The sequence below is a fragment of the Sediminicola sp. 1XM1-17 genome (assembly GCF_037203765.1).
GTDB lineage: Bacteria > Bacteroidota > Bacteroidia > Flavobacteriales > Flavobacteriaceae > Sediminicola.
Genome location: NZ_JBBCAS010000003.1, coordinates 178,552 through 199,970 on the forward strand (window position 1 = coordinate 178,552; position 21,419 = coordinate 199,970).

The 21,419-nt window shown below is 34.6% G+C and carries 16 protein-coding genes; all 16 read right to left on the bottom strand.

Annotated features, from left to right (window positions below):
• Positions 1-89 precede the first annotated feature (89 nt).
• The gene (locus tag WAA86_RS06210; protein WP_337300123.1) at positions 90-1,115 is read right to left on the bottom strand and encodes a glycosyltransferase; all 1,026 of its coding nucleotides are present in this window, start codon (positions 1,113-1,115) and stop codon (positions 90-92) included.
• Between the two features lie 275 nt (positions 1,116-1,390).
• On the bottom strand, positions 1,391-2,668 hold the full coding sequence (locus WAA86_RS06215; protein WP_337300124.1) for an ATP-grasp domain-containing protein: 1,278 nt from the start codon (positions 2,666-2,668) through the stop codon (positions 1,391-1,393).
• Positions 2,669-2,753: 85 nt separating this feature from the next.
• Positions 2,754-3,986 (bottom strand): glycosyltransferase family 2 protein, encoded by a 1,233-nt coding sequence (locus tag WAA86_RS06220; protein ID WP_337300125.1) that lies wholly within the window; start codon positions 3,984-3,986, stop codon positions 2,754-2,756.
• Between the two features lie 4 nt (positions 3,987-3,990).
• Positions 3,991-4,809, bottom strand: a complete 819-nt coding sequence (locus tag WAA86_RS06225; RefSeq protein ID WP_337300126.1) for an SMP-30/gluconolactonase/LRE family protein — start codon at positions 4,807-4,809, stop codon at positions 3,991-3,993.
• Positions 4,810-4,818: 9 nt separating this feature from the next.
• Positions 4,819-5,565, bottom strand: coding sequence for an SDR family NAD(P)-dependent oxidoreductase (locus WAA86_RS06230; protein ID WP_337300127.1), 747 nt, complete (start codon positions 5,563-5,565; stop codon positions 4,819-4,821).
• Between the two features lie 222 nt (positions 5,566-5,787).
• A complete protein-coding gene (locus WAA86_RS06235) occupies positions 5,788-6,405 on the bottom strand; it encodes a sugar transferase (protein ID WP_337300128.1) in 618 nt (205 codons plus the stop codon).
• 112 nt (positions 6,406-6,517) lie between these two features.
• Positions 6,518-7,678 carry a glycosyltransferase family 4 protein gene (locus WAA86_RS06240; protein ID WP_337300129.1) on the bottom strand — a complete coding sequence of 387 codons (1,161 nt, stop codon included), beginning with the start codon at positions 7,676-7,678 and terminating at the stop codon, positions 6,518-6,520.
• Between the two features lie 49 nt (positions 7,679-7,727).
• Positions 7,728-8,882, bottom strand: a complete 1,155-nt coding sequence (locus WAA86_RS06245) for a glycosyltransferase (RefSeq protein ID WP_337300130.1) — start codon at positions 8,880-8,882, stop codon at positions 7,728-7,730.
• Positions 8,872-9,957 (bottom strand): glycosyltransferase, encoded by a 1,086-nt coding sequence (locus tag WAA86_RS06250; protein WP_337300131.1) that lies wholly within the window; start codon positions 9,955-9,957, stop codon positions 8,872-8,874. Before WAA86_RS06250 ends, WAA86_RS06245 begins: the two co-directional genes overlap by 11 nt.
• A 100-nt stretch (positions 9,958-10,057) precedes the next feature.
• The gene (gene asnB / locus WAA86_RS06255) at positions 10,058-11,908 is read right to left on the bottom strand and encodes an asparagine synthase (glutamine-hydrolyzing) (protein ID WP_337300132.1); all 1,851 of its coding nucleotides are present in this window, start codon (positions 11,906-11,908) and stop codon (positions 10,058-10,060) included.
• A 103-nt stretch (positions 11,909-12,011) separates the two neighbouring features.
• Positions 12,012-13,100, bottom strand: coding sequence for a glycosyltransferase family 4 protein (locus WAA86_RS06260; RefSeq protein ID WP_337300133.1), 1,089 nt, complete (start codon positions 13,098-13,100; stop codon positions 12,012-12,014).
• 91 nt (positions 13,101-13,191) lie between these two features.
• On the bottom strand, positions 13,192-14,151 hold the full coding sequence (locus tag WAA86_RS06265) for an O-antigen ligase family protein (protein ID WP_337300134.1): 960 nt from the start codon (positions 14,149-14,151) through the stop codon (positions 13,192-13,194).
• 874 nt (positions 14,152-15,025) lie between these two features.
• Positions 15,026-16,975, bottom strand: coding sequence for a CBM96 family carbohydrate-binding protein (locus WAA86_RS06270; protein ID WP_337300135.1), 1,950 nt, complete (start codon positions 16,973-16,975; stop codon positions 15,026-15,028).
• A gap of 1,110 nt (positions 16,976-18,085) precedes the next feature.
• Positions 18,086-19,195 (bottom strand): hypothetical protein, encoded by a 1,110-nt coding sequence (locus tag WAA86_RS06275; protein ID WP_337300136.1) that lies wholly within the window; start codon positions 19,193-19,195, stop codon positions 18,086-18,088.
• Positions 19,196-19,246: 51 nt separating this feature from the next.
• Complete coding sequence (locus WAA86_RS06280) at positions 19,247-20,137, bottom strand: glycosyltransferase family 2 protein (protein ID WP_337300137.1); 891 nt, start codon at positions 20,135-20,137, stop codon at positions 19,247-19,249.
• 6 nt (positions 20,138-20,143) lie between these two features.
• Positions 20,144-21,328, bottom strand: coding sequence for a lipopolysaccharide biosynthesis protein (locus WAA86_RS06285; RefSeq protein ID WP_337300138.1), 1,185 nt, complete (start codon positions 21,326-21,328; stop codon positions 20,144-20,146).
• Between the last annotated feature and the right edge of the window lie 91 nt (positions 21,329-21,419).

Here is a 21,419-nt window from a genome sequence, read left to right on the forward strand (position 1 = left end):
CTAACTTGATATTTTTTAATACAAAATTTAGAAGTCCTACAACAGTATTCCATATTTTTAATAACCGGGGTAAAATTCTAATAACTGATTTAAGCAGGTAGCAATCTCAAAAGTTTTTGAACTAACAATAGAAATGTCTTATTGTTGAAAAATGGGATGAATATCGTTTTGGAGAAAATCCGTTTCTTACCACTTCCTACCCATCCTGTCCTATAATCAATAGGGTATGCTTCAAACATAGTTAACTTCATCAATATTTTTTTAAAATCTTCAGAACTCAGAAGACGGTACTTTATCGTCCTGATTATTAGCGCAATACCAAAAGCTTGCTGTCTGCTTTTTAATTGCTTAACCACTTTGTGATAATTCACATGTGAATCGTCTAATCCTTTGATCAAATTATGAAAATGTTCTACCGCAGTAACCATTCCATGGATAAATTTTAGGTTATGTGCCCGATCCTTGCTGGTCACTATAGAATTTTCAACCACCACATATCTATGAACATCCAAGTTTACTTTAGCAAGTTTATTTGCTTTTAAAAAAATACTCGCCGTAAAAATGGCATCTTCAAACAAAGTGCCTTCCATAAACCTTATTCCAGTAGCCACTAATTTTTTTTTCTTAATGATATAACGCCACGCTTCGTTTTTGAAACCATGTTCTGAGACATAAGACATACCGTCCAAGATTTTTATGGATACGTCTTGGTGATTCTGAGTTGACTTTTCAGGTATTGAACCCTCTACTACTTGTTTAGTATTGAACTCCAATATATCGAGTTCATTTTGCAAAGCTAATTCAAGAATAGTATGTAAAACATAAGTAACCAAATAATCATCAGCATCCAAAAAATACACATAATCTCCTTTTGCCGCCTCCAGGCACCTATTTCGGGCAGCACTTGGCCCCTGGTTTTCTTGTTCTATCAACCTAATGTTTTCGTATTTTTCAGTATAGTTTTTCACGATTAGTGGGCCGGAATCTTTTGAACCGTCATCAACAATTATAATTTCATAATCATTTAATGATAGATCTTGAGCCAGTAGACTTTCCAAGCAACGTTCAATATATTTTTCCTTGTTATACAAAGGAATAAGTATGCTTAGTTTCATTGCCATCTCGGTTAACTTATAAGGTTATATTTTGAATATAATTGTCGAAAAACTATGTTGCATGAATGTGCTCAAAGACTATAAAAATTTGGATATTTAAACCTTAGTCTACATTGAAATATTTAAATCCAATTAAAATTATTGAATGACCTCTATTACAGCTAATAAAATTGTTTTTATGTCAGGTTTATGCGGTAAAACACTACAGACTAATTGGAGCCAAACCAAAGTTTTTCTAATTAGATAAAATTATCATCTAAAATTATCATCTAAAATTATCGTTTATAATCATCTTCATTAAAGGGTTTTAACCATTCTAAAATCATATTTTCTCCATTGGAGTCAGCAATTTTTAATAAATTTTTAAATTTATCGATTTTAGTGTTGACAGCTTCAATCGACGGAGCTACGAGATAAATTCTAGCAAAAACTTGCTTTTCAGTTCCTAACATTTCAGGCGCTATAATATCACCAACATCAAATCGTTCTAAAACAAAGATAACAGTGTCGTCAGCTTTTATCTCATTTAATCCTTGTATCGAATCAATCTTTCCTCCTGTTAAAAGTACCCAAATGGTACAGGCAATTTTTCCTTTGAACAAGTAATCGTTCTTCTCGGCAAAATTATCGTCACCTAAGACCCCTGTAAATGCATAATTAATAAGCATTTCACGATGGTCAAACCTGTTGATATGGGCTAAATGAATATGAGGTGCCTCACCTTGCAATCTAAATCCCGGATCGTAAGCATAAACAATATTGTTCTCAACAAAGAATTGAATATTGAGTACTCCGTTCTTAATCTTAAGCCCTTTGAATAGTTTACACAATTTTGGATGAACATCCCTTACAAACAACTCTGTATGTTTGGAAGGATATATGGCACCAATACAAACCGGACTAGCATCTCCTTGCTTTTTGGTGGTGACTCTATCTGAAATGGCTGAAATATAGGGAATACCATTTCTAAAGGTATAATAGGCGGCCATATCATCGCAATCCATATATTTTTCAACCAGAACCACGCCCATTTTTGAAAACTTTAAGGCCGTTTTTATAGATTCTTGATAATCCTGGTCGTCTCTACATATTTTCATGCCAACACCACCACCGCTATCAACGGGCTTTATCATTAAAGGATAGGCTATATTTTTTGGTTTCTCGATGCTAGATGTCTTGTCAAGATAGATGCCCGGGATGTCTTGTATGTTATATTCGTGGCAATACCTTTTGAAACCATCTTTACTACAAAAAGCTTCTACAGCCTCAGGGGTAGCATAACAAGGCATGTTTAGTTTTTCACAAATCTCTCTATAGGGTTTTACCAAGATATCTGCAACTCCCACTAAGACAGCATCGACCTTATGGTCCTTGGCCAGTTGCACAATTTTATCGACTTCAAAACCATCTATATCGTGAGATTCGGACGCGTTTTTTTTGGCGGGAGCATCAGGATTTGGATCAATAACAATGGTGTAAATACCCATTTTAATTGAGGTATTCACCAAAATTGCCGTCTCTGGATTTCCACCTAGAATGATGAGTTTTTTCATAAATAAAACCGTATTTATATTTTATAGAATTGCAACTATATGTTGCCTATATTTAGAATTATATCCTATTTGTTTTAAATAAAATTTAATTCTTTTGAAATTTAAAGTCAGCATCAAACCCCAATTGAGATAATAGTTTGCTGATTTTGTTTACATCTGTGTTAATTTTCACAATCTTTTTTTCGTCAGCACCCATTAGAATCAACTCTTTTTTAATCCAATCATAATAAGTGGGGTTTATGGTTGCTATAATTAAATAGTCAAATTCAGAGTTATTAAAAGAACTGATCGGTTTGACAAAATTTTTACCAATATTCAACTTATGATAATCTAGATCTATCCATTTTATAATATCAAAAAAAGTGCTTTTGATATTTGTTGATAGTATATGTTGCCCAAAAGATCCAGAACTATAGACAACTACCTTTGATTTGGGTGCTACATTTAAAAAAGGGTTAAAAATCATATCCCCTTTTTCATCGTAAATCATACCGCCGGATCGAACCAAAATTTGTGAGTACAAATAATACGTAATCTGTTTATTTAAGTTGTGTTCATCTATTACCTGACTCAATTTTAATTTTAAAAAATTCATCAGTAATCCTAATCTGTAATATTCAGTTTTCGGATTTTCAATAGATTTTACAATGGAATCATGTCGCTGCCTATAATAATAAAGCGGAATTCTACTTATAACCAAACTTTTTGAAATGGATAGGTAGGCGTAGGTAATTGCCGCATCCTCTCCCATAACAATTTCATCAGGTACATCAAAAAGAATCTTACAAAGCAATTCTCTTTTGAAAAGTTTATTCCATACATAGGTCGATATCCCATGTGCACAAAATTCGCCATTGTAAATGGCATTGGGGAGTATCAAAGATTTTAATTCTTTCTCATTGTATATTCCTGCCATATTTGGCTTAACGGTTTCAATTTTTCCGTTAAATTCCCTAAAACGACCGGTCACCACAAGGTCAGCATCATTCGCCTCAGCAAGTTTGAATAAAATATCTAAATAAAATTCGTCTACCCAATCATCACCGTCGACAAAAGAAATATATTTTCCTTGAGCATTTTTTAAACCTTCTTTCCGTGCACTTACAAGACCTCCGTTTTTTTTATGAACAACTTTTATCCGATCGTCTAATTTAGCATAATCATCACAGATTTTTGGACAATTATCAGGACTTCCATCATCTACTAAAATTAATTCGAAGTCTAAAAAAGACTGGTTTAAAAGGCTATCAATACATTTAGGTAAATACTTTTCTATTCGAAAAATAGGAACTATTACACTAATTTTAACAGTATTCATAGATTTAAATTTTATTTAATTCAATATAAAACAACCCACCACCGTGCCAATCTTTTTTAGATTCGGACTTAGCCGTAGTAATATATAAATTCGAATGATTATCAAAACAACACGAGGTGACGTTACTGCAAGGTAATTTAAGCTCGTTTAATTTGAAACCAGTTAAAGGATTCCATTGAGATACACAACCACCTCCCCATTCCGCAATCCATAACATACCCTCGTTATCAATGCACATTCCATCAGGACTTCCTTCACCCTTAAATTCTATTACGTTAAATTCAAATTCCACATCGCCAGTGCTTAAATCATAAGAATACCTTGCTACTTTTTTTGTTGGTGTATCAATAAAGTAGAGTGATTTATAGTCTAGTGAGAAAGCTAGACCATTCGAAATAGTAGTACGATCAATAATTGTTTTAAATTGCCCCTCATGATATGAAAATACTTTTCCTATATTTTTCTTAATCTCAGGGAATCCCATGGTTCCTATAATATATCTTCCTAATGGATCTTTGATTCCATCATTATATCGAACTGAATTATCTATATCAATTTGAAAAACAAATTGCTTTTGTAATGTATTAAAGTCAACTTCAAAAAAACCATTTTTAGATGCTGCCAAGATTTTCTTTCGTTCCAATATAAAAATACAACTGACAGGGGAATCAAGTTTTAAACTTAGAATTTCTTTGGTTGTAGGATCATAAAAATAAATTAAATAGTCTAAGATGGATACAAAATAGAGGCAATTATTAACTTTATCAAATACAGGTCCTTCTAAAAGTTCGGAATTAGAATGAAATATTAAAGTTGGAATCATAAATGTTTATTATATATATTCTCCCCCTGTGATTCTTAATAGGGAACCAGTGGTCATTGCAGATTGATCTGAAATAAAATAGAGTACTGCGGGTATAGGATCAAAACAATTAAGCATCCTGCCCATTGGAATAATGCTAGAGGCTTTGCTTTTCAATTCTGTTTCACTCATTCCCTCTTTTGTTCTCAATTCAATTTCCCCTTCAGTGTTTGTCCAGCCCATTACCAAATAATTGGATCTGATACCATGCTTTGCATAATGATGAGCAATATGATTTGATAGTGTGTAAAGCGCATTCTTGGTAAGCGCATAGGAAGCTCTATCGAATTCTCCATAATCCATATGGGCCGACCCAAAGAAAATAACTGAACCGGATTTCTGGTTGATCATACTTTTTAAAACATGCTTTAATAAGAAAAATGGCGCCTTGAGGTTCACATTAAATACGCTGTCGTATGTAGCTTCATCTGTATCTAGTATTGAGGCTACAGGAGTAATACCGGCATATATAATCAAAGCATCAATCTTACTAAATCTTTTAATCGTTCCGAGGTAAAAATTCTCGATTTCTTCTATACTATTAAGGTCGAGTTCATGAAAATAGAGCTGGTCATCTGCTTTTAGTGATCTTATAATTTCATTACCCACCGCAGCTTTTCGTCCACAAAAAGCTACATTGTAACCTTTATCCAAACAAGACTTCAGTATTTCTTTACCAACCCCCGTTGTCCCTCCTAAAATTAATACTGTTTTCATTGTTACTTTTTAAATTGATAAAACATAACGTACCCCACATTATTCTTATTGTTACTTTTCCAAATTTAACCAGTGGTTATGCCCTATGTTCGCATAGCACCGTGAAGATTACCCCATATATTGTTATCCAACGAAAGTTAGTTATTTTTAATGAACACAGCTAGGGGTCTGGATCCCATTTTCGATTCCTATTTGTTTGAGATGAAAGTCAAATGAAAGAAATCAATGATTGTGCCGTTCATTTCCCATAAATGCTTCCATGGTAGCGTGATTCGCTGCTGAGATGTCTGCCCCCTTAAATACTTTTTGAAGGGTCATAAAAATTATTTTGACATCAAGGGCGAAAGACATATGATTTACATACCAAACATCGTACTCAAATTTTTGCTCCCATGAAATCGCGTTTCGGCCATTTACCTGTGCCCATCCAGTGATTCCCGGTCTTACTTTGTGTCGTAAACGTTGTTCTTTATTATATCTTGGAAGATAGGCAATAAGAAGGGGCCGAGGTCCAATCAAGGACATATCTCCTTTAAGTACATTTAATAATTGGGGTATCTCGTCCAATGAAGTTTTTCGCACCAATAATCCTACTTTGGTAAGACGTTTTTCGTCAGATAATAACTCCCCATTTTTATCCTTCTTATCGTTCATGGACTTGAACTTGATAATTTTGAATATTTTTTCATCTTTACCAGGTCTTGATTGGTAAAAAAATGGTTTGCCATTGTTGGTTATAAATAGCAATATTGTAATAATAATAAAAATAGGAGAAAATATAAGAAACGCCACCAGTGACAAGGTGAAATCTAATATTCTTTTAAAAATCCTAGTGTACATACTGCTTTTCTTGGGATAAATATAATTTATAAAAAGAATGTCCTTTTTATTTATAGATAAAGAGCAAATAAATAAGTTAAAGGCTACTATTAAAAAACAAATAAATGGACATCTATTTAATATCCTTTATTTCCATTGACTTATACTCTTTAAGCAACGCTTCCCAAACAATTTGTTGTTCAAACTTATCTACTATTATTTGGCGATAGGAATCGTTAGGAGCGGCATAATTAGTTTTGTGTTCTAAACAATATTTCATTTGCTCCATTAAAGCAAAACTGTTTTTAACCGGAATAATAGCACCATTTTCACCATTTTTAATAATTTCATTTGAACCATTAATATCAGTTACTATACAATATTTACCCATGGCTCCAGCTTGGAGAATTACATTGGGGAACCCTTCCCTATAACTTGGTAAAACTAATATGTTGGATAGGGCAAAGAATGGACGAACATCATTTTGATGTCCAACATGTAATATATTGGGGTTGCTCTGAATTTCATTTTCAATGTGCGAAGGAATTGGATCAAGATCGCTTTCAAATGTGCCCACCAATAGCAATTTAATATTGGATTTTATTGCCTCTAATTGCGTAAAGGCATTGATAAGTTCAATGATTCCCTTATCATTAACAATCCTGCCTACAAATAAAAAAACAAAATCATCAAGTGTATAATTATATTTTGTTCTTAACTCAACTACAGATTTTTGAGGAAAGAGGGATGGGTCAAAATGTCTAATGTCCACGCCATTCACATTACCATTAGCTATTATTTTTAGTGATTTTTTTGTGATGTTATAATTGATTAAATCATTTTTGACACCTTGGCCTTCAGGATATACGTTTGTTGCGCAAATACAAATTATTTTATCGAAAAATATAAGTATCTTTTTCATGAAGCCTTCTTTTGTTGGGAAAATAAGTCCGGTAAAAGTATGGGCTCTGTGGGGAACTCTTGCCAAATATGCAGCAACCATGCTTAGAAGTCCAGCTTTGGGGGTAATTGAATGAACTAAAAAAGGTTTTTCTTTCCTGAAAATAATATACAGTTTATAGAGACTTACCAGGTCCTGGAATGGGCTAATTCTTCTGCTTATATTTACAGGGATAGTCCTAATATTTTCGTTCTTCCTAAGGTCCTTATGTCGTTTTCCTTCTGAAGCAAGTCCTATCACCTCATAATATTGATTGAGGTATCTCAGTTGACCATTTAGCAACCCTGCCAAAGAGCCAGGTATGGCAGCAACTCTTAAAACTTTTTTTTTCATTTCAGTAGTTTCTCGTTCTTATATGGGGATAGAATCTTATGAACCAAATTTAGCTATCAAATATTGACTTTTCATAGCTCAAAAGAATTTTATTAAGATCAAAATCTTTAATTCTTTTCATGGAATACTTTTTACATGAATTCAAGTATTCTGGATTTTGAATAAAGTAATTTAATCCTTTTTTCATTAGTTGTACATTACCAACTGGACTTAATATACCGCTTTTGGTAAGCATGATATCATGGTCCGTTTCGTGAGCTAGTTCAAGCATTTCACTAGGTCCGGATTTACAGTTCGTGCTCAAAATTGGAAGGTTGCAGCAAATGGCCTCCAAAAGTACATTGGGAAAACCTTCGTGGTTTGATCCAAAAATAAACAAATCAGCACTTTTGAGATATTTGTATGGGTTATTGTCAAAGCCCAACAAAAATACATTATCCTGTAGTCCTTTCTCAGATATCATGCTTATCAATTCTTCTTCTAATGGTCCTTGGCCTAATATATAAAGTCTTACATTTTTAAAATCCTGCACAACCTCCAAAAGCATCTTGTGATTTTTGACGGTTTCTAACCTGCCTACAGATATGATGTTGAAATATTTGGAGTCAAAAAAATTGTTTATGGCAGAGATATCGTCAATTTTCAGTTTGTCAATCGGATTGTAAATTATCTTTATTTTTTGGGCATCTACATTGTAATTTTCAACTAGATCCTTTCCACTTTCTTTTGCATTACAAATAACTTGATCAGCTTTTGGATATAAATTTCTTACAAGTAGCCGGTTTATTTGACTTTGGAGATCTCCATAACCATATTGTTCGCTAATGTAATTTCTTTCACTGATTATTAATTTATAACTGTGATTGGTGAACCACCTAGACATTACATTAATATAATTGGGACGAGTTAAAAGACTAAACGAATGGGTAATCTCAAGTTTTTTAAGTAATCGAGCATATTTATAGGCAAGAAGAGGTAGTTTAACCAGTTTAAGTATACCATGTTCCTTGGCTTTTGAGGTCTCCAAATAGTGAATGGGAATATCTTTTGGAAGGTCATAAGCAATGGAGGTGTTCATTAAAACAAGTACAACATCAATACCTTTGTTTTTTATATAGGGCAGGAGATAGGACACCACTCTTTCGGCCCCACCCCCAGCCATAGAATAAATGAATAGGGCAATTTTGGTATTTTTAGTGTACATTGTATTGTTTATCAACTATTTTTTGAAAAAAGGTTTCATATTCATTAAGGATAATTTCCTTGGCAAATTTCTTATATACCGATTCGGAGACCTTCTGAGGATCAAAGAATTCCAAATTGTTCAAGCGATCCAAAAATTCTTCTTGATCTTTGACTATAAATCCATTGATGCCATTTTCAACAATTTCCCCTGTCCCCCCTGGAGCATTAAAGGCTATTACAGGGGTTCCGACGGCACAGCTTTCTAAAAGTGCATTAGGAAACCCTTCCGAGAAGGATCCCTGAAGAAAAAAATCACTTTGGGAAAGATATTTAGATACTTCTCTAGTGAAATTGATAAACGTGACCTTGTCTTTTAAGCCCAAGGAATCAACTTTTTCTAATATGGCATTTTTTTTGGGTCCAGCCCCTATGATGGTGTAGGTAAAAGGCAATTTTAAATTTGATAAAACTTCCAGAATCCTTTCGTGTCCTTTAATAGGAACAAGTCTTCCTACAGTAATGAATCGATGAATATTAGTAGTATCAATATTATTTGTAGTTTTCACCTTAAAATTATCGGTAATCGGATTTCGAATAATTTTAAGTTTTTTTTCTTTGATTCCAAATTCTTTCATACAATCCTGAAGCATATCAGCTGATTGGCAAATGACATAGTTTAGTTTTTTTAATCCAATATACATTAAAAAGTTATATATATAGTTTGCCTTATTTATACTGTGGTCAGATGCAATTTTACTAATTCCCGCTTGTCTACCTACAAAAACTATTTTAGGGAACAGATAAGATATCAATCCGAGGGTTGAGTTAAGATGGGTAATGGATCCAATGACAATTTGCGGCTTTTCTGCTCTAAAAATTTTTATTAAAGAAATAAAAGCTTCACGTACATGGGCGTGATTCAAATATATAGTTTCTACTCCTACAGTATTGTAAACTGTGTCTTTTTCAAAACCTAAGACTAATAGTTTAACATTAAATGTCGTTGGATTAATATTTTGTGCTAAGAAAGACATTACCTTTTCGGCACCACCTGCGGATAAATTTGGTGTAATAAAAATCAGTTTTATTCTCATAATTCTTTATTGATAATCGATGAATTTTATTGCAAATAATTTAGAAACTTTCGTATAACGGGATTAACAAAGTAAAATCCCAAAAGTTTATTCACCTTAATTAAACTATGGAATATCCCTTTCCGTTTTTATCCAACCATTGTTTTAATATCAATAACTTCCAAATTAAGGGATAATGATTCCAAGTTCCTTTCATATGGTCCTGTATCATTTGTTGCACTATGATGGGCTTTATTCCAGGAATATTATTTAAGTTTTCCAAGGAGAGCTCTGAAAGCACATAATCCTTTAAATCGTTTCTAAACCAAACCTCAAATGGCATGGTGAACCCTGATTTGGGGCGATCAAAATAAGTTTTGGGAACATAGTTGTATAAAATATCCTTTAGAATACGTTTTTGATTGCCCTGTTGGTATTTGAAAGCCGTGGGCAGGCTTTGCGCCATTTCCACCACCCGATAATCCAAAAAAGGAGAACGGGCCTCCAAAGAATAGGCCATGGTGGCGCGGTCTACTTTGGTATTGATGTCCCAACTCAAATAAGTTTTGAGATCAAAATCTCCAGCTCTTTCATAAATGTTTTTGCCCTTATGCTTAATATATTTAAGGGCCTCGAAATCATCTGTCTGATTACCTGTTGCCATCCAAGGAGCCTTTATTGTGGACATCATTTCCAAATACGCATCCCCATCGGTCTTGGCAGATAGAATGCCCTTTATGGCATGATAGCGTTTGCTCTTGCTGTACGCAAAAAGAGATGTGCCTAATTTTCTAATAAAATAAGGGACCTTCATGACCTTTTCAATTTTCTCCAACTTCTCATAGCGGCCGTACCCTAAAAAGGATTCATCAGCACCATCCCCCGTAAGAGCTACCGTTACCTGTGGTTTTGTATGTTTGGCCAGAAGCATGGATGGAATCGCCGAGGCATCCGCAAACGGCTCGTCATAATAATGGCTAAAATTCAAAATCAGGTCCAAACCTTCTTTATAATCGCACTCAATGACGTGGTGGTCTGTTAGCAAATGATCAGCTACTTTTTGGGCATAGAGGCTTTCATCAAAGCCCTTTTCATTAAATTTTATGGAAAAGGTCTTTATCTTCTTCTCCGAACTTTTAACCGCAAGCGCGGCAATAAGGGAGGAATCCACACCACCTGATAAAAAGACTCCTAAAGGTACATCGGCGATCATGCGATGCTCCACGGCGTCGGTCAATATCGTTTCAAGGTCGGTCTTGGCCTCTTCATAGGTGCCTCCAAAAGCCGGGGCAGTAGGGTGAGCGATGTCCCAATAGGCCCAATGATTAAAATCATGGGTCTGGAGGTCATAAGTGAAGGCATGGCCGTCCTCCAGTTTCTTTACCTCGTTAAAAATAGAAGATGGGTGGGGTATGGTGTTCCAAGATAAATACTGTTCAATGGCATTTTTGTTAATGGATAAATTTGTATTGCCCAATTGTATGGATGAAATTTGACTGGCAAATTCAATCCCCTTATTACTTAACTGATAGTAAAATGGTTTTTGACCCAATCGATCCTTTGCCCCAAACAATAGCTGTTTTTTTATATCATAAATCACAAATGCGAACATGCCGTTAAAATGTTCCACACAGTTTTGTCCATATTCCAAATAGGCCGCACATATCACCTCTGTATCACTGCTGGTGGTAAATCCATATCCTTTTTCCTTAAGTTTATCCCTTAGTTCACGAAAATTATAAATCTCGCCATTAAAAACAAGATGTACTTTATTTTGGTAGGCAAAAGGTTGATTAGATCTTGCGTCTAAATCAATTATAGATAAACGGTTGTGTCCAAAAGTCACTAATCCTTTGGAAGTGTCATAACTGGCCACACCCATTTGATCTGGTCCTCTAAATTGGGTACGTTCAAGTTTTTGCTGTACCAGTTCCTGGTTATAAGGTAAGGTCGTTCCGTAAATTCCGCACATAAATTTTTATATAGAGACTTTGTTAATTACTTATTTACTCGTTATTGCACTTTAACGTAACAAATACATTTGGAATGCCTAAGCATTTAATATATTTATTTCATTAGTTTGTGACTGATTTAAGGACATCCATCCATTGTTCGGCAATTTGCTCTATTTCGTAAGTTGTACTTTTTGCAACTGCCATTTTACTAAAGCTATGCCCTAATTTTTTGTCCTTCATTAAGTGTGTCATCCTTTCCTGTAATGCTTCTTGATTTCCTACAGGCACTAAAAATCCATTGAGCCCATCCTCAATTAGATCGGCCGGGCCATGTGGGCAATTTGTGGATATGCAGGGTAGCCCAAAATATAGCGCCTCCAATAGGGCATTTGGGAAGCCTTCATGTTCCGAGGTAAATACAAACAAGCTCGCTTTATTATAATAGGTTGCCATATCTTTTTGCGTGCCTAAAAAATCAATTTGTTCCCCAACGGCTAATTCATTGGCCAAGACCTTGAACTTTTCCAGGTTTGGACCCTGCCCAACAAAGACCAACCGCCATTTCGGATTGTTAATTTGCGCAAATGCCCTGATCAAAAGATCCTGTGCCTTGCCATTTTTAAAACTACCTACATTTAAAATTATCTTTTCTTCTAATTTTTGCGGCAGCTGTCGTTGCGGTTGTAAACTTTCTGATATCGCATTTGGAATGATCGAGATTTTATTAGCGGGCATAAAGTCTTCGTAATACTTTTGATTGCCTTGGGTCTGCACTACTAATTTGCTAAGATATTGATAGCTAAATTTTCGCAAGTGTTCTTGTATTCTTGGCAATCGAAAAACGGCATGGTTAGACCTTTCGCAACCAATGCTGGGAATTCCAACCCATTTTGCGGCCCAAATCGTATAAATATTTGATGTGTACATGAAACTGACAACTACCTCTGCTTCTTCTGACTTTAATAATTTCACCAATTTGCGGATTCTCACCATTCCATGTATAATCGATTGTATTGGGTTCGTTCGTACTTTTGGCTGCTCTAAGCAGTAATGTAGCCGTACCTTGGGATCCAATTCAAAAAAAGGTGTGGTCTTGACCAATGTAATAATTGAGACTTGATGTTGGTTTACAAAATAATTCGCCAAACCAGTGACGGAACGTTCTGCCCCACCGGAACCCAAGCCATAGATAACAAATGCAATTTTCATAATTGTACCACGTGTAATTTGAGATGATGAAAGTTCGTATTCGTTTTGTAGTTCATAGATTCAAAAAGAATAATTCAGTCAAATATTTTCTTTATTCTATTATAGTACCCTTTTCTAGAACTGTTTCCTCTGTCTTGGTTAAAATTTGATATTGCAACCACATAGAAAAGAACAAAATATAACCATTGGTCCAATAACTGTGATTAGTGGCCATAAACAAACAAAGTGCGAATAGCATTAAAAATAGGTGTGGATGCTGCTTAAAATTGGTCCAAGCCGTTTTTAACAGGAAACCATAGAGTGCTAGCATAATCAGCAAGGTTAGTATACCACCTTCTCCCATTGTTTTTATATAGGCGTTGTGCGGTCCCATTACGGACACCATGGCACCACCCTCAAATGCACCCCAGCCATGGCCAAAAATAGGTTTGTCCATTAACGCTGGATAGTAAATGGCCCATGTGTGGGTGCGACTATCTTCTTCAAGCTTATTGGTGTTTTGTGATTTGCCTTCCAGGATGTTGCTCATAGCTTCCAAACGCGGATTTTTTTTAGGTAAAAATGCGTTATAGGTCAATAAACCAACAAAAAGGCCTACACCCGCTGCCAAGACACGTATATTTTTTATTGATACCCGAATTGATAGTATATTGATGAAAAGCCATACCACAATAAAGGTTCGGGAAAAGGTCAAAAAACCAATGATGGTAAAGGCAATTTGACCTATGGTTCGATATTTTTTTTCTACCCCAAAGCTAAGGGCATAACCCATCATACAAATGAAACCAAGGGCATTGGGATTTAAATAAAAACCGCTATACCGGCCACCGTCTTTCAAAGGATTGTAATAGACAAACATTTGAAGAAAAACGGTCAAAGCTCCTATTAGCAAGAACAAAATTAATTCCTTTTTCGAAGTCGCCTTCACCACTTCATAGCCTCCAATGACAATAATGAAATATTTTATAATAACGAAGAGATAATCAATAATATCCTCAGGAATATAGGCTTGTCCGGACAAACTTCCAATCAAAAAATACAAAGTGCCCATCAATAGCATCCATCGATTTAAAGATCTTTTTTTTGTCAAAAAAAAATACATCAGCATCAAGCCAAAGGATAAATAACTTAACATGCTGGAATAGATAGGGTTTATATTCGCAAATACAAACCCCGGAATGTTCAGCATGATTAAAAAAAGCGTAGCATATTTGATTAATGTTAACAACAAGTCTTCATTTATTATTATTTAAGGGCCAAAATTAAGTATAAGTCAGGCAATTTGTGGCACAAAAAAGATATAATGCAAAATAAACCTTTTAAAGGAATTTTTTCAATAACAAAATATATTAAACAGTGGTTGGAGTTTTTAAAGTTTGACCCTATTCCAATATCATTACAGGCATAAACTTCCAGGGACATTTAGGTGGCCTCTTGCTTTGGGGCGTTGCATTATATGCTTCATATGGCTTTGCCCAGCACCTCCTTTTTTTACTCATGGCGTAGACCAGCGGATATGGACCGTTTTGTTTATAACCTTGGAGTTTTCACGTATCATTGAGCTATAGGTAGCCTCCCTGTCCATAGGGACCGTATTCTTGTATTCCCAAAAAAGTTCCTTCCTTTCTTCTTGGAGTGTCCCGTTGAGAATATTGCCGACATAGGACTACTATTGATTTTCGTAATCGAGTGTTAGTCAAGTTTACCTTCGAGCATTTTTTCGATGTAGAACTTTTGGATTTCCTTGAGAAAACTGGTAGGCTCATCACTGATCTTGAACTGTTTAATGACATCATCGACAGATTAAACCACTTTTACCTAAAGTGCAAATAATAATATTAAACAAAAAAAATGCGGAGGTCATACCCCCGCAATTGTCCTATGTACGCACTTCATGAGGTAGTCTCATAAGGCTCTATGTCAATTTACTGCAGAAGAGAATGTAAAAATACTTCCAAGTTGGTATAATCGGTATTCAAATCTTTTCCTGCTGCTGTTTTAGATAGCTCTCCGAAAGTTGCAATTTCCCAGCTGTCTGCCATACCATCATTATCTTTATCATAATCGTCCGATCTACTGGTTGATTTTTTAATAGGCCATCCACCTGGATAGGTAGACGGATTATTGCCATTTCTAAAACTTCCCGTATTATTCTTGTAATCATTTAAGAGCCTAGTATCTACAGCGTCCCTATACAAACTATTACCAACATTAATGCCAAAAACAAAATCTTCATTTTCCGTTTTGTTCTTAGGCCAATATGAAATTGTTGAATTTGAGAGTATTCTTGAAGATTTGTTGTATTTCGTTATTCTAGGATCTAAAAAACTATATTGAATAGAATTAGAAGTTGTATTGTTGGCTGCATATATGCCTCCATTGGTTTCTTTGGCATCAGGATTGTTCGTACTGTTTGCACCATATCCAACAACATTGCTAACATTAAGAATATTTGAGAACGGTCTGTAATGATTTCCTAAAAAATCTACATGATTCCCCCAGGCAATATTTGCCCCATATTTAAAACCATAAATTAGATTTCCGATAACTTCAACGGTTTCATTTGCTATACCATAACCAATTAAAGGGCTTCTATCTTTTGCATGGCTAAAATAGTTTCTGTAAATACTTAAATTATATACATAGTTGCCAACTAACATATTATATGACGAACTTTCAGCAGGTTCATTTATCATGCAATTTTGTATAGTAATATTTTGAGTTTTTTTCGTATCTGAATCCCCATCAAAGCTTACATTTTCATCTGTTGCCCAACTGAAAGAACAATGGTCTACGATTACATTTTCAATATTATAGCCTGAAGGTGAGTTTCGGTGAGCTATTCTAAATGCATCCCATTCATAACCTTGCTCTTTTAAGGAAACATCGCCTAACCTAATTGTGAGGTATCTCAATATTACATTGCTCCCATTTACTTCAAGGGGGTAATCCCGTATTGAAATACCTGGACTTGGAGCAGTTTGTCCTGCTATTGTCACATCACCTTGATTATATGCTATCCTTATAGTTGAATTTAAGACGATTTCACCACCAACATCAAAAACAATAGTTCTCTTTCCTGTTTGTTCAACGGCATCCCTAAGACTCCCAGGACCATTGTCATTAAGATTTGTTACGTGAATGACTTTACCACCGCGTCCGCCTGTAGCATTCTTTCCAAAACCTTCGGCAGTGGGAAATGCTTTTAATTCATAAGCAAAGGGCTCAGTAGACGAGGTTTGGGAATCATTAGGATTTGCTTCTTCTTCCTGAGGTTCACCCTTTGTTGTTCTGTAGGTTACCGCTAATTTGGGTCCCATTTTATTGGAATTTTCCTTGGAGGTTATGGAAAAGTCGTTTCCATTTTGTTGTTCCAATACAAAGCTAATTAATTCCTTTGAAATTAAGTCTTTATTAATAGCAATGGTTTCAGTTACACCTGTATTGAATGCTTTTGATACTGTGGTAATTTCAATTTCTTTAGAAGGTGCGGTGGTTGAAGATAATTTATTTTCAGACCACTCATTGTGAGCACCTTTGAAGATTTTAAGGGTGCCATCCCCATCGTCACTATCAACCGTGAGTTTTAATTCAATATTTTCCAACTCCCCGTCGATGGAACTAAGATCGAACATCAAATAACTGGTGCGTATATTGGTTTGAATACGTATTATTTGATCATCATATCCTTTTCCTTCTTGTACGTAGGCATCATTTATTGGAGATAATTCAATAGTTTTGGAAACCAAACTGTCCTTTCCAGACGCATCCTCAATCTCAGCTGGATTTTCGGGAAGCAAAATTGCTTCTGTAAGTAGGTCAGTGTCCTTTTCACAAGATATTTGAAAGAAAACGACAAAAAGAAGTAGGATCAATAACTTGATTTTGGTGGGGTGGAACATCATCATAAACTAGGTTAAGGGATTAAGAGTAAAACTATTTGGGTGAAACAATATTACTTTATATTTTGAAATTATCGTTAAAAGGCAAGTTATATTCGACGAAATACAGAACTTTTTAACAGAATTTAAATTTTTGTAATTGCTTATCACTCTTTAGGTTATAGTTTTACCTTTTTCATTTAAGGTATTTTTTTAATCGATAGAGCAACTTTTGCCCAACAGAGTGTTTTACGTTTATAAAGATCCAATTGGATCTTGGAGAGTTGGTTTTTAACACTTCATTAACTAAAAAATCGATGAACTGCACAAATATTTGTTGTACTTCGGGTTTTTGACCAATCCAAGGGTTTAGATCAAACGTATATACTAAGGTGTAATCCTAAAGTGGGAGAGGGAATATAATTGATCCTTCCTAATATGGTAAATGCTAAAGTTTACCTTCCACAGGGTAGTAGTGAGCGCTCTTAACATCATAAATTATTCCGGTTCCTGACAAATGGTAAGTCAAATCCAAGGTTATAAATTCTATGTGGGCAACAGTTAGCACGATTGCTTCAATGCGACTTTCCGGTTTTTTTTGATATAAATATCTATGTTCTTTAAGCACATCTTCTAATGTGACGGCAATGGCACCTATTTTCTTACAATATTATTTTTTAATGTATTGGTAAATGCGCAAAAGAATTGTTGAATTAATTGGTACGGAAGAATATTTTAGACTTAAATGTGTAAAAAAAAAGGTGTTACAAGAAGGTGTCGCCCAAGCATTTAGGAATTAGATTAAGGGAATAAATTTTTAATATTGAGCAACTAATAATAATATGAAGAAGTAATAAAAGTATTAAAAGAACCAAGGGCAAACATAATATACCGAGTTGCACCGAAAATGTGCTCAAATTATTTTAGTGCTACTTTGGCTCTGCATTGTGATAGTTCATTAATTAATTTCTTTATTTTAAAGGAGTTTGGGATCTAGTATTGATTAAATTGCCTTTTTCAATGATTAATGTTATTACTTTAGTTAATTACAGTAGCAAGCAAAAACAGTAAAAAGAAGATATTTTCGCTGTTTTTATTTGTCACTTATTTTAATTCAATCCATATTTGATTTAAACTCCATTCTGAAATTTTATGCTCCGTATGTGTAGTATCAGAAAGTACTTGAAATCTCCCATTTTTGAATTTTTTAACCAAATTGGATATAAAGGTATCGTATTGTAGATAACCGTCGCCGCCATAACAACAAGGGTCGTATTTATTCAAAATTTGGGTTTGTGAACGATTTTCCCCTGTAGCTCCAAGAATATATAAATCCAAATAGTTTATTTTGGTGTATACCTCGGGAAATGTTTGTTCGAAATCTCCATAGTTCCTAGATTGTTCTTGGTAACGGAGAAACATAGGTGATGTTCCAGCTACAGGAAAGCTAGCTCTAATCCTCGTATCCATGGCCGCAACCAAAGTGGTCGTCCAGCCTCCGCCGCTTACACCTACCATAGTTATATCCTTAAATTTTTTACCATCAGCATAATTGAGCATAGTGATTACTGGAGCAATAAAGTATTGCAGTGGGTGGTCTAAATACTTAAACTCCTCATGATTGGATAATTGTATTTTCCCGATTTTTGGTATCTCTACTACTGGCCTATTGTTTCTACCTTTTAAGGGCATAGAAAATGCATACACCGTGAAGCCTTTGTCTACTAAATAAGCAATGGTCTTTTTTCCGATTAGAAAATCCCCGTCATGACCTTGATGATATAACACTAATCGGTTGTTTCCTACCTTTGGATGAAGGATATAACCAATGGATTGTATATTATATTTTTGAGTGATTTGAAACTTTTCTATTTGATTTAGATTGGCGAGGTCCTTAAAAGAATCATCCTTTACAGTTAAAATGGTATCATATTTCAGTTCCATTAGGTTCTGTTCACCGAATAACAATACCCTTAATACTGTCCGCAGGGAATCACTGGTAGCCTCTGTTACAGAAACTAGCGCTTCGAGGTCTTTTTTGTCATAAGCAACATTCTCTAGGGCATTTTCAAGTTGTATTTCTGTATTGTCTTGCAGGCTTTTGAGTAAACTGTACGGGAATACTTGGTATTTGCCTATAAGTACACCATACAATAAGGCCGCAAGCAATAATATACTAATTATGCCTAAACGAATTATTCCTTTTTTACCCATTATCATATCTTATTTGAAAAGTTGGACATACGTATTTAGAAAAAGGAATTATTAGGTCTTCTTAATTAATTTTAACGGCAAGCTAAATAGAAAAATTAAAAATATTACAAATAACTTTGACCCTGATAACTTAGTTCCATTGTCTTGATAAGTTAATCTCGACCTGAAATAACTAAATGCCATATTTCTATAATAATTGGCACTCAAAATCTGCAATATATTTAAAGGTTCCAATTCATAATATGCACTATAATATATTCGTTTCATAACCTTTAATTTTGATTTTTTTTGCTGTGTAAGTCCATGGGGATTAGAAAAATAAGTACGGTGAATGATGTTTACACACAAAAAATCATAGTCTTTATTAATTCTATTCCAACTGACGCTAGGACTTACTCTGGAATTCGGATTAGTGTATTTTTTATATTTTTTCAATACAGAGGTACGCCAACTATGCCACTTTTCCCCGGCTACATTTTTTTTTCTTTTTAAAACACGTTCTTTAAAACCGACCTGCCAGAAATTTTTTGGCCAAGGCTCTCCGATCAATTTGCCTTCTTCATCTTGCACTATTGTCCATACAGCACCAATTTTATCTGAATTTTCACTTCTTTCAATAGTCTCCCAAATTAATTTCAAATCTTGTAAGGTGTTTGGGGCAAAGGTGTCATCGGCATCGGCATTGATGGTAATAGGTCTTGTGCACAGGTCTATACCAGCATTTAAGGCATAGGCTTTACCTTGGTTTTTGGACATTTTATGGTAGATGATATCAAACTTGCAATTTAATTTCCATGCATCAACAATTTCTTGGGTTTCGTCCGAACTACCATCGTCAGAAATGATCCATTCGAAATTTTGATAAGTTTGCGCTATTAAGGAATCATATACCCTATGTATAAGATGCGCAGAGTTGTATGTTGTGGTTAATATGCTAAACATATGTTATTATTTTATAATGGATGATTTTAATCGTTTTACAAGATCCCTGCAATAAGAGTTACTAGCATAAAGTAAAAAGCCATAAATAACCGCGCTAATTAAACTTATCAAAAGAACGTTCAAAATCCATTGATAGTAATTAATGGGTTTTGTAATTATATAAGACAAAATAAAATACGTTATTATCAGACTAAATACATATGTTAGGTGTAGTTTTAAAACTCCAAATACATAGGTCATGTGGCTGCTCTTAAAACCCCATTTATATACATAATAAGGTCGCCATAATCCTTCTATGCTCAATACACTGCAGAAAGTACCGATCAATAGGCCAACTATACCTATTTGTTGAACTAGTATAATAGAGAGCGTTAGATTAATTATACTTTTTATAATAGGTGCCCAGACGTCATCGTAAAGACCATAAGCCTGCTTAAAAACTTCGGTAGGCTGCACCACTTGTCGAAGGTAAAAGATGGCTGCAAAAACAATCACCGTATTTTCTGATAAAATATATTTTTGGCCCAACCACAGGCCAATAAACGGGTTGATCAGATAATAAATATTAATTGCGCCGAATCCTCCAATAAAATAGCGTAGGACCATCATTTCCCAAAACACTTGTTTAATGTTGTCAGGCTTATTTTCTGCTACCAAATTGCCAACACTAGCTTTAGAACCGGCAAACGCCTTTGTAACCAAGGTTCCCAAATTTACCAATACCATTTGGTAGTTGGCAAAATAGGCTACCAATTCTGCGCTCAAGAAAAAGAAAATAAGTATATTATCGAGGCCATTGGCAAAAAATTCCCCTATTTTGTGAATACTTATTTGCTTGATCTTTTTCACCATCATTGTATAACTCTGAAACTTGCGCTCATCTTTGCTAACCTTTTTTGAAAGTAAAAGCCAGGGGTATTCCGTGAATATTTTTTTCCGAATAAGTATGGTGTACAAAAGCCCGGATAGTACCTCCAAGGAAATCCATAAAACAAAGCTTTGCAAATAGAATACAGAGAATGCCTGCAAAACAATCTTGGAAATATTAAAAGTTTGATAATACTTTGCTACTATATAATCCTTCTGATCGGCTTGTAGGAGAATAATATGGTAATTAAAAAAATATCCAAGTAAAGAGCCAGATAGTAATCCGAAGAAGGTCAAGTAAACCAACCATAAATTTATTTCCACGTCCTGGAAGATCAATGGAAAAAAGAGAGAAAGTATGAAGCTGCCGACCAATATGAACAAGCCTATTTTCTTATAGATATGTCCAAAAAAA

Coding starts and splice junctions, on each gene's coding strand:
- WAA86_RS06210 (WP_337300123.1), bottom strand. CDS start 1,115: ATGAAACTAAGCATACTTATTCCTTTGTATAACAAGGAAAAATATATT.
- WAA86_RS06215 (WP_337300124.1), bottom strand. CDS start 2,668: ATGAAAAAACTCATCATTCTAGGTGGAAATCCAGAGACGGCAATTTTG.
- WAA86_RS06220 (WP_337300125.1), bottom strand. CDS start 3,986: ATGAATACTGTTAAAATTAGTGTAATAGTTCCTATTTTTCGAATAGAA.
- WAA86_RS06225 (WP_337300126.1), bottom strand. CDS start 4,809: ATGATTCCAACTTTAATATTTCATTCTAATTCCGAACTTTTAGAAGGA.
- WAA86_RS06230 (WP_337300127.1), bottom strand. CDS start 5,565: ATGAAAACAGTATTAATTTTAGGAGGGACAACGGGGGTTGGTAAAGAA.
- WAA86_RS06235 (WP_337300128.1), bottom strand. CDS start 6,405: ATGTACACTAGGATTTTTAAAAGAATATTAGATTTCACCTTGTCACTG.
- WAA86_RS06240 (WP_337300129.1), bottom strand. CDS start 7,678: ATGAAAAAAAAAGTTTTAAGAGTTGCTGCCATACCTGGCTCTTTGGCA.
- WAA86_RS06245 (WP_337300130.1), bottom strand. CDS start 8,882: ATGTACACTAAAAATACCAAAATTGCCCTATTCATTTATTCTATGGCT.
- WAA86_RS06250 (WP_337300131.1), bottom strand. CDS start 9,957: ATGAGAATAAAACTGATTTTTATTACACCAAATTTATCCGCAGGTGGT.
- asnB (WP_337300132.1), bottom strand. CDS start 11,908: ATGTGCGGAATTTACGGAACGACCTTACCTTATAACCAGGAACTGGTA.
- WAA86_RS06260 (WP_337300133.1), bottom strand. CDS start 13,100: ATGAAAATTGCATTTGTTATCTATGGCTTGGGTTCCGGTGGGGCAGAA.
- WAA86_RS06265 (WP_337300134.1), bottom strand. CDS start 14,151: ATGGGCACTTTGTATTTTTTGATTGGAAGTTTGTCCGGACAAGCCTAT.
- WAA86_RS06275 (WP_337300136.1), bottom strand. CDS start 19,195: ATGGGTAAAAAAGGAATAATTCGTTTAGGCATAATTAGTATATTATTG.
- WAA86_RS06280 (WP_337300137.1), bottom strand. CDS start 20,137: ATGTTTAGCATATTAACCACAACATACAACTCTGCGCATCTTATACAT.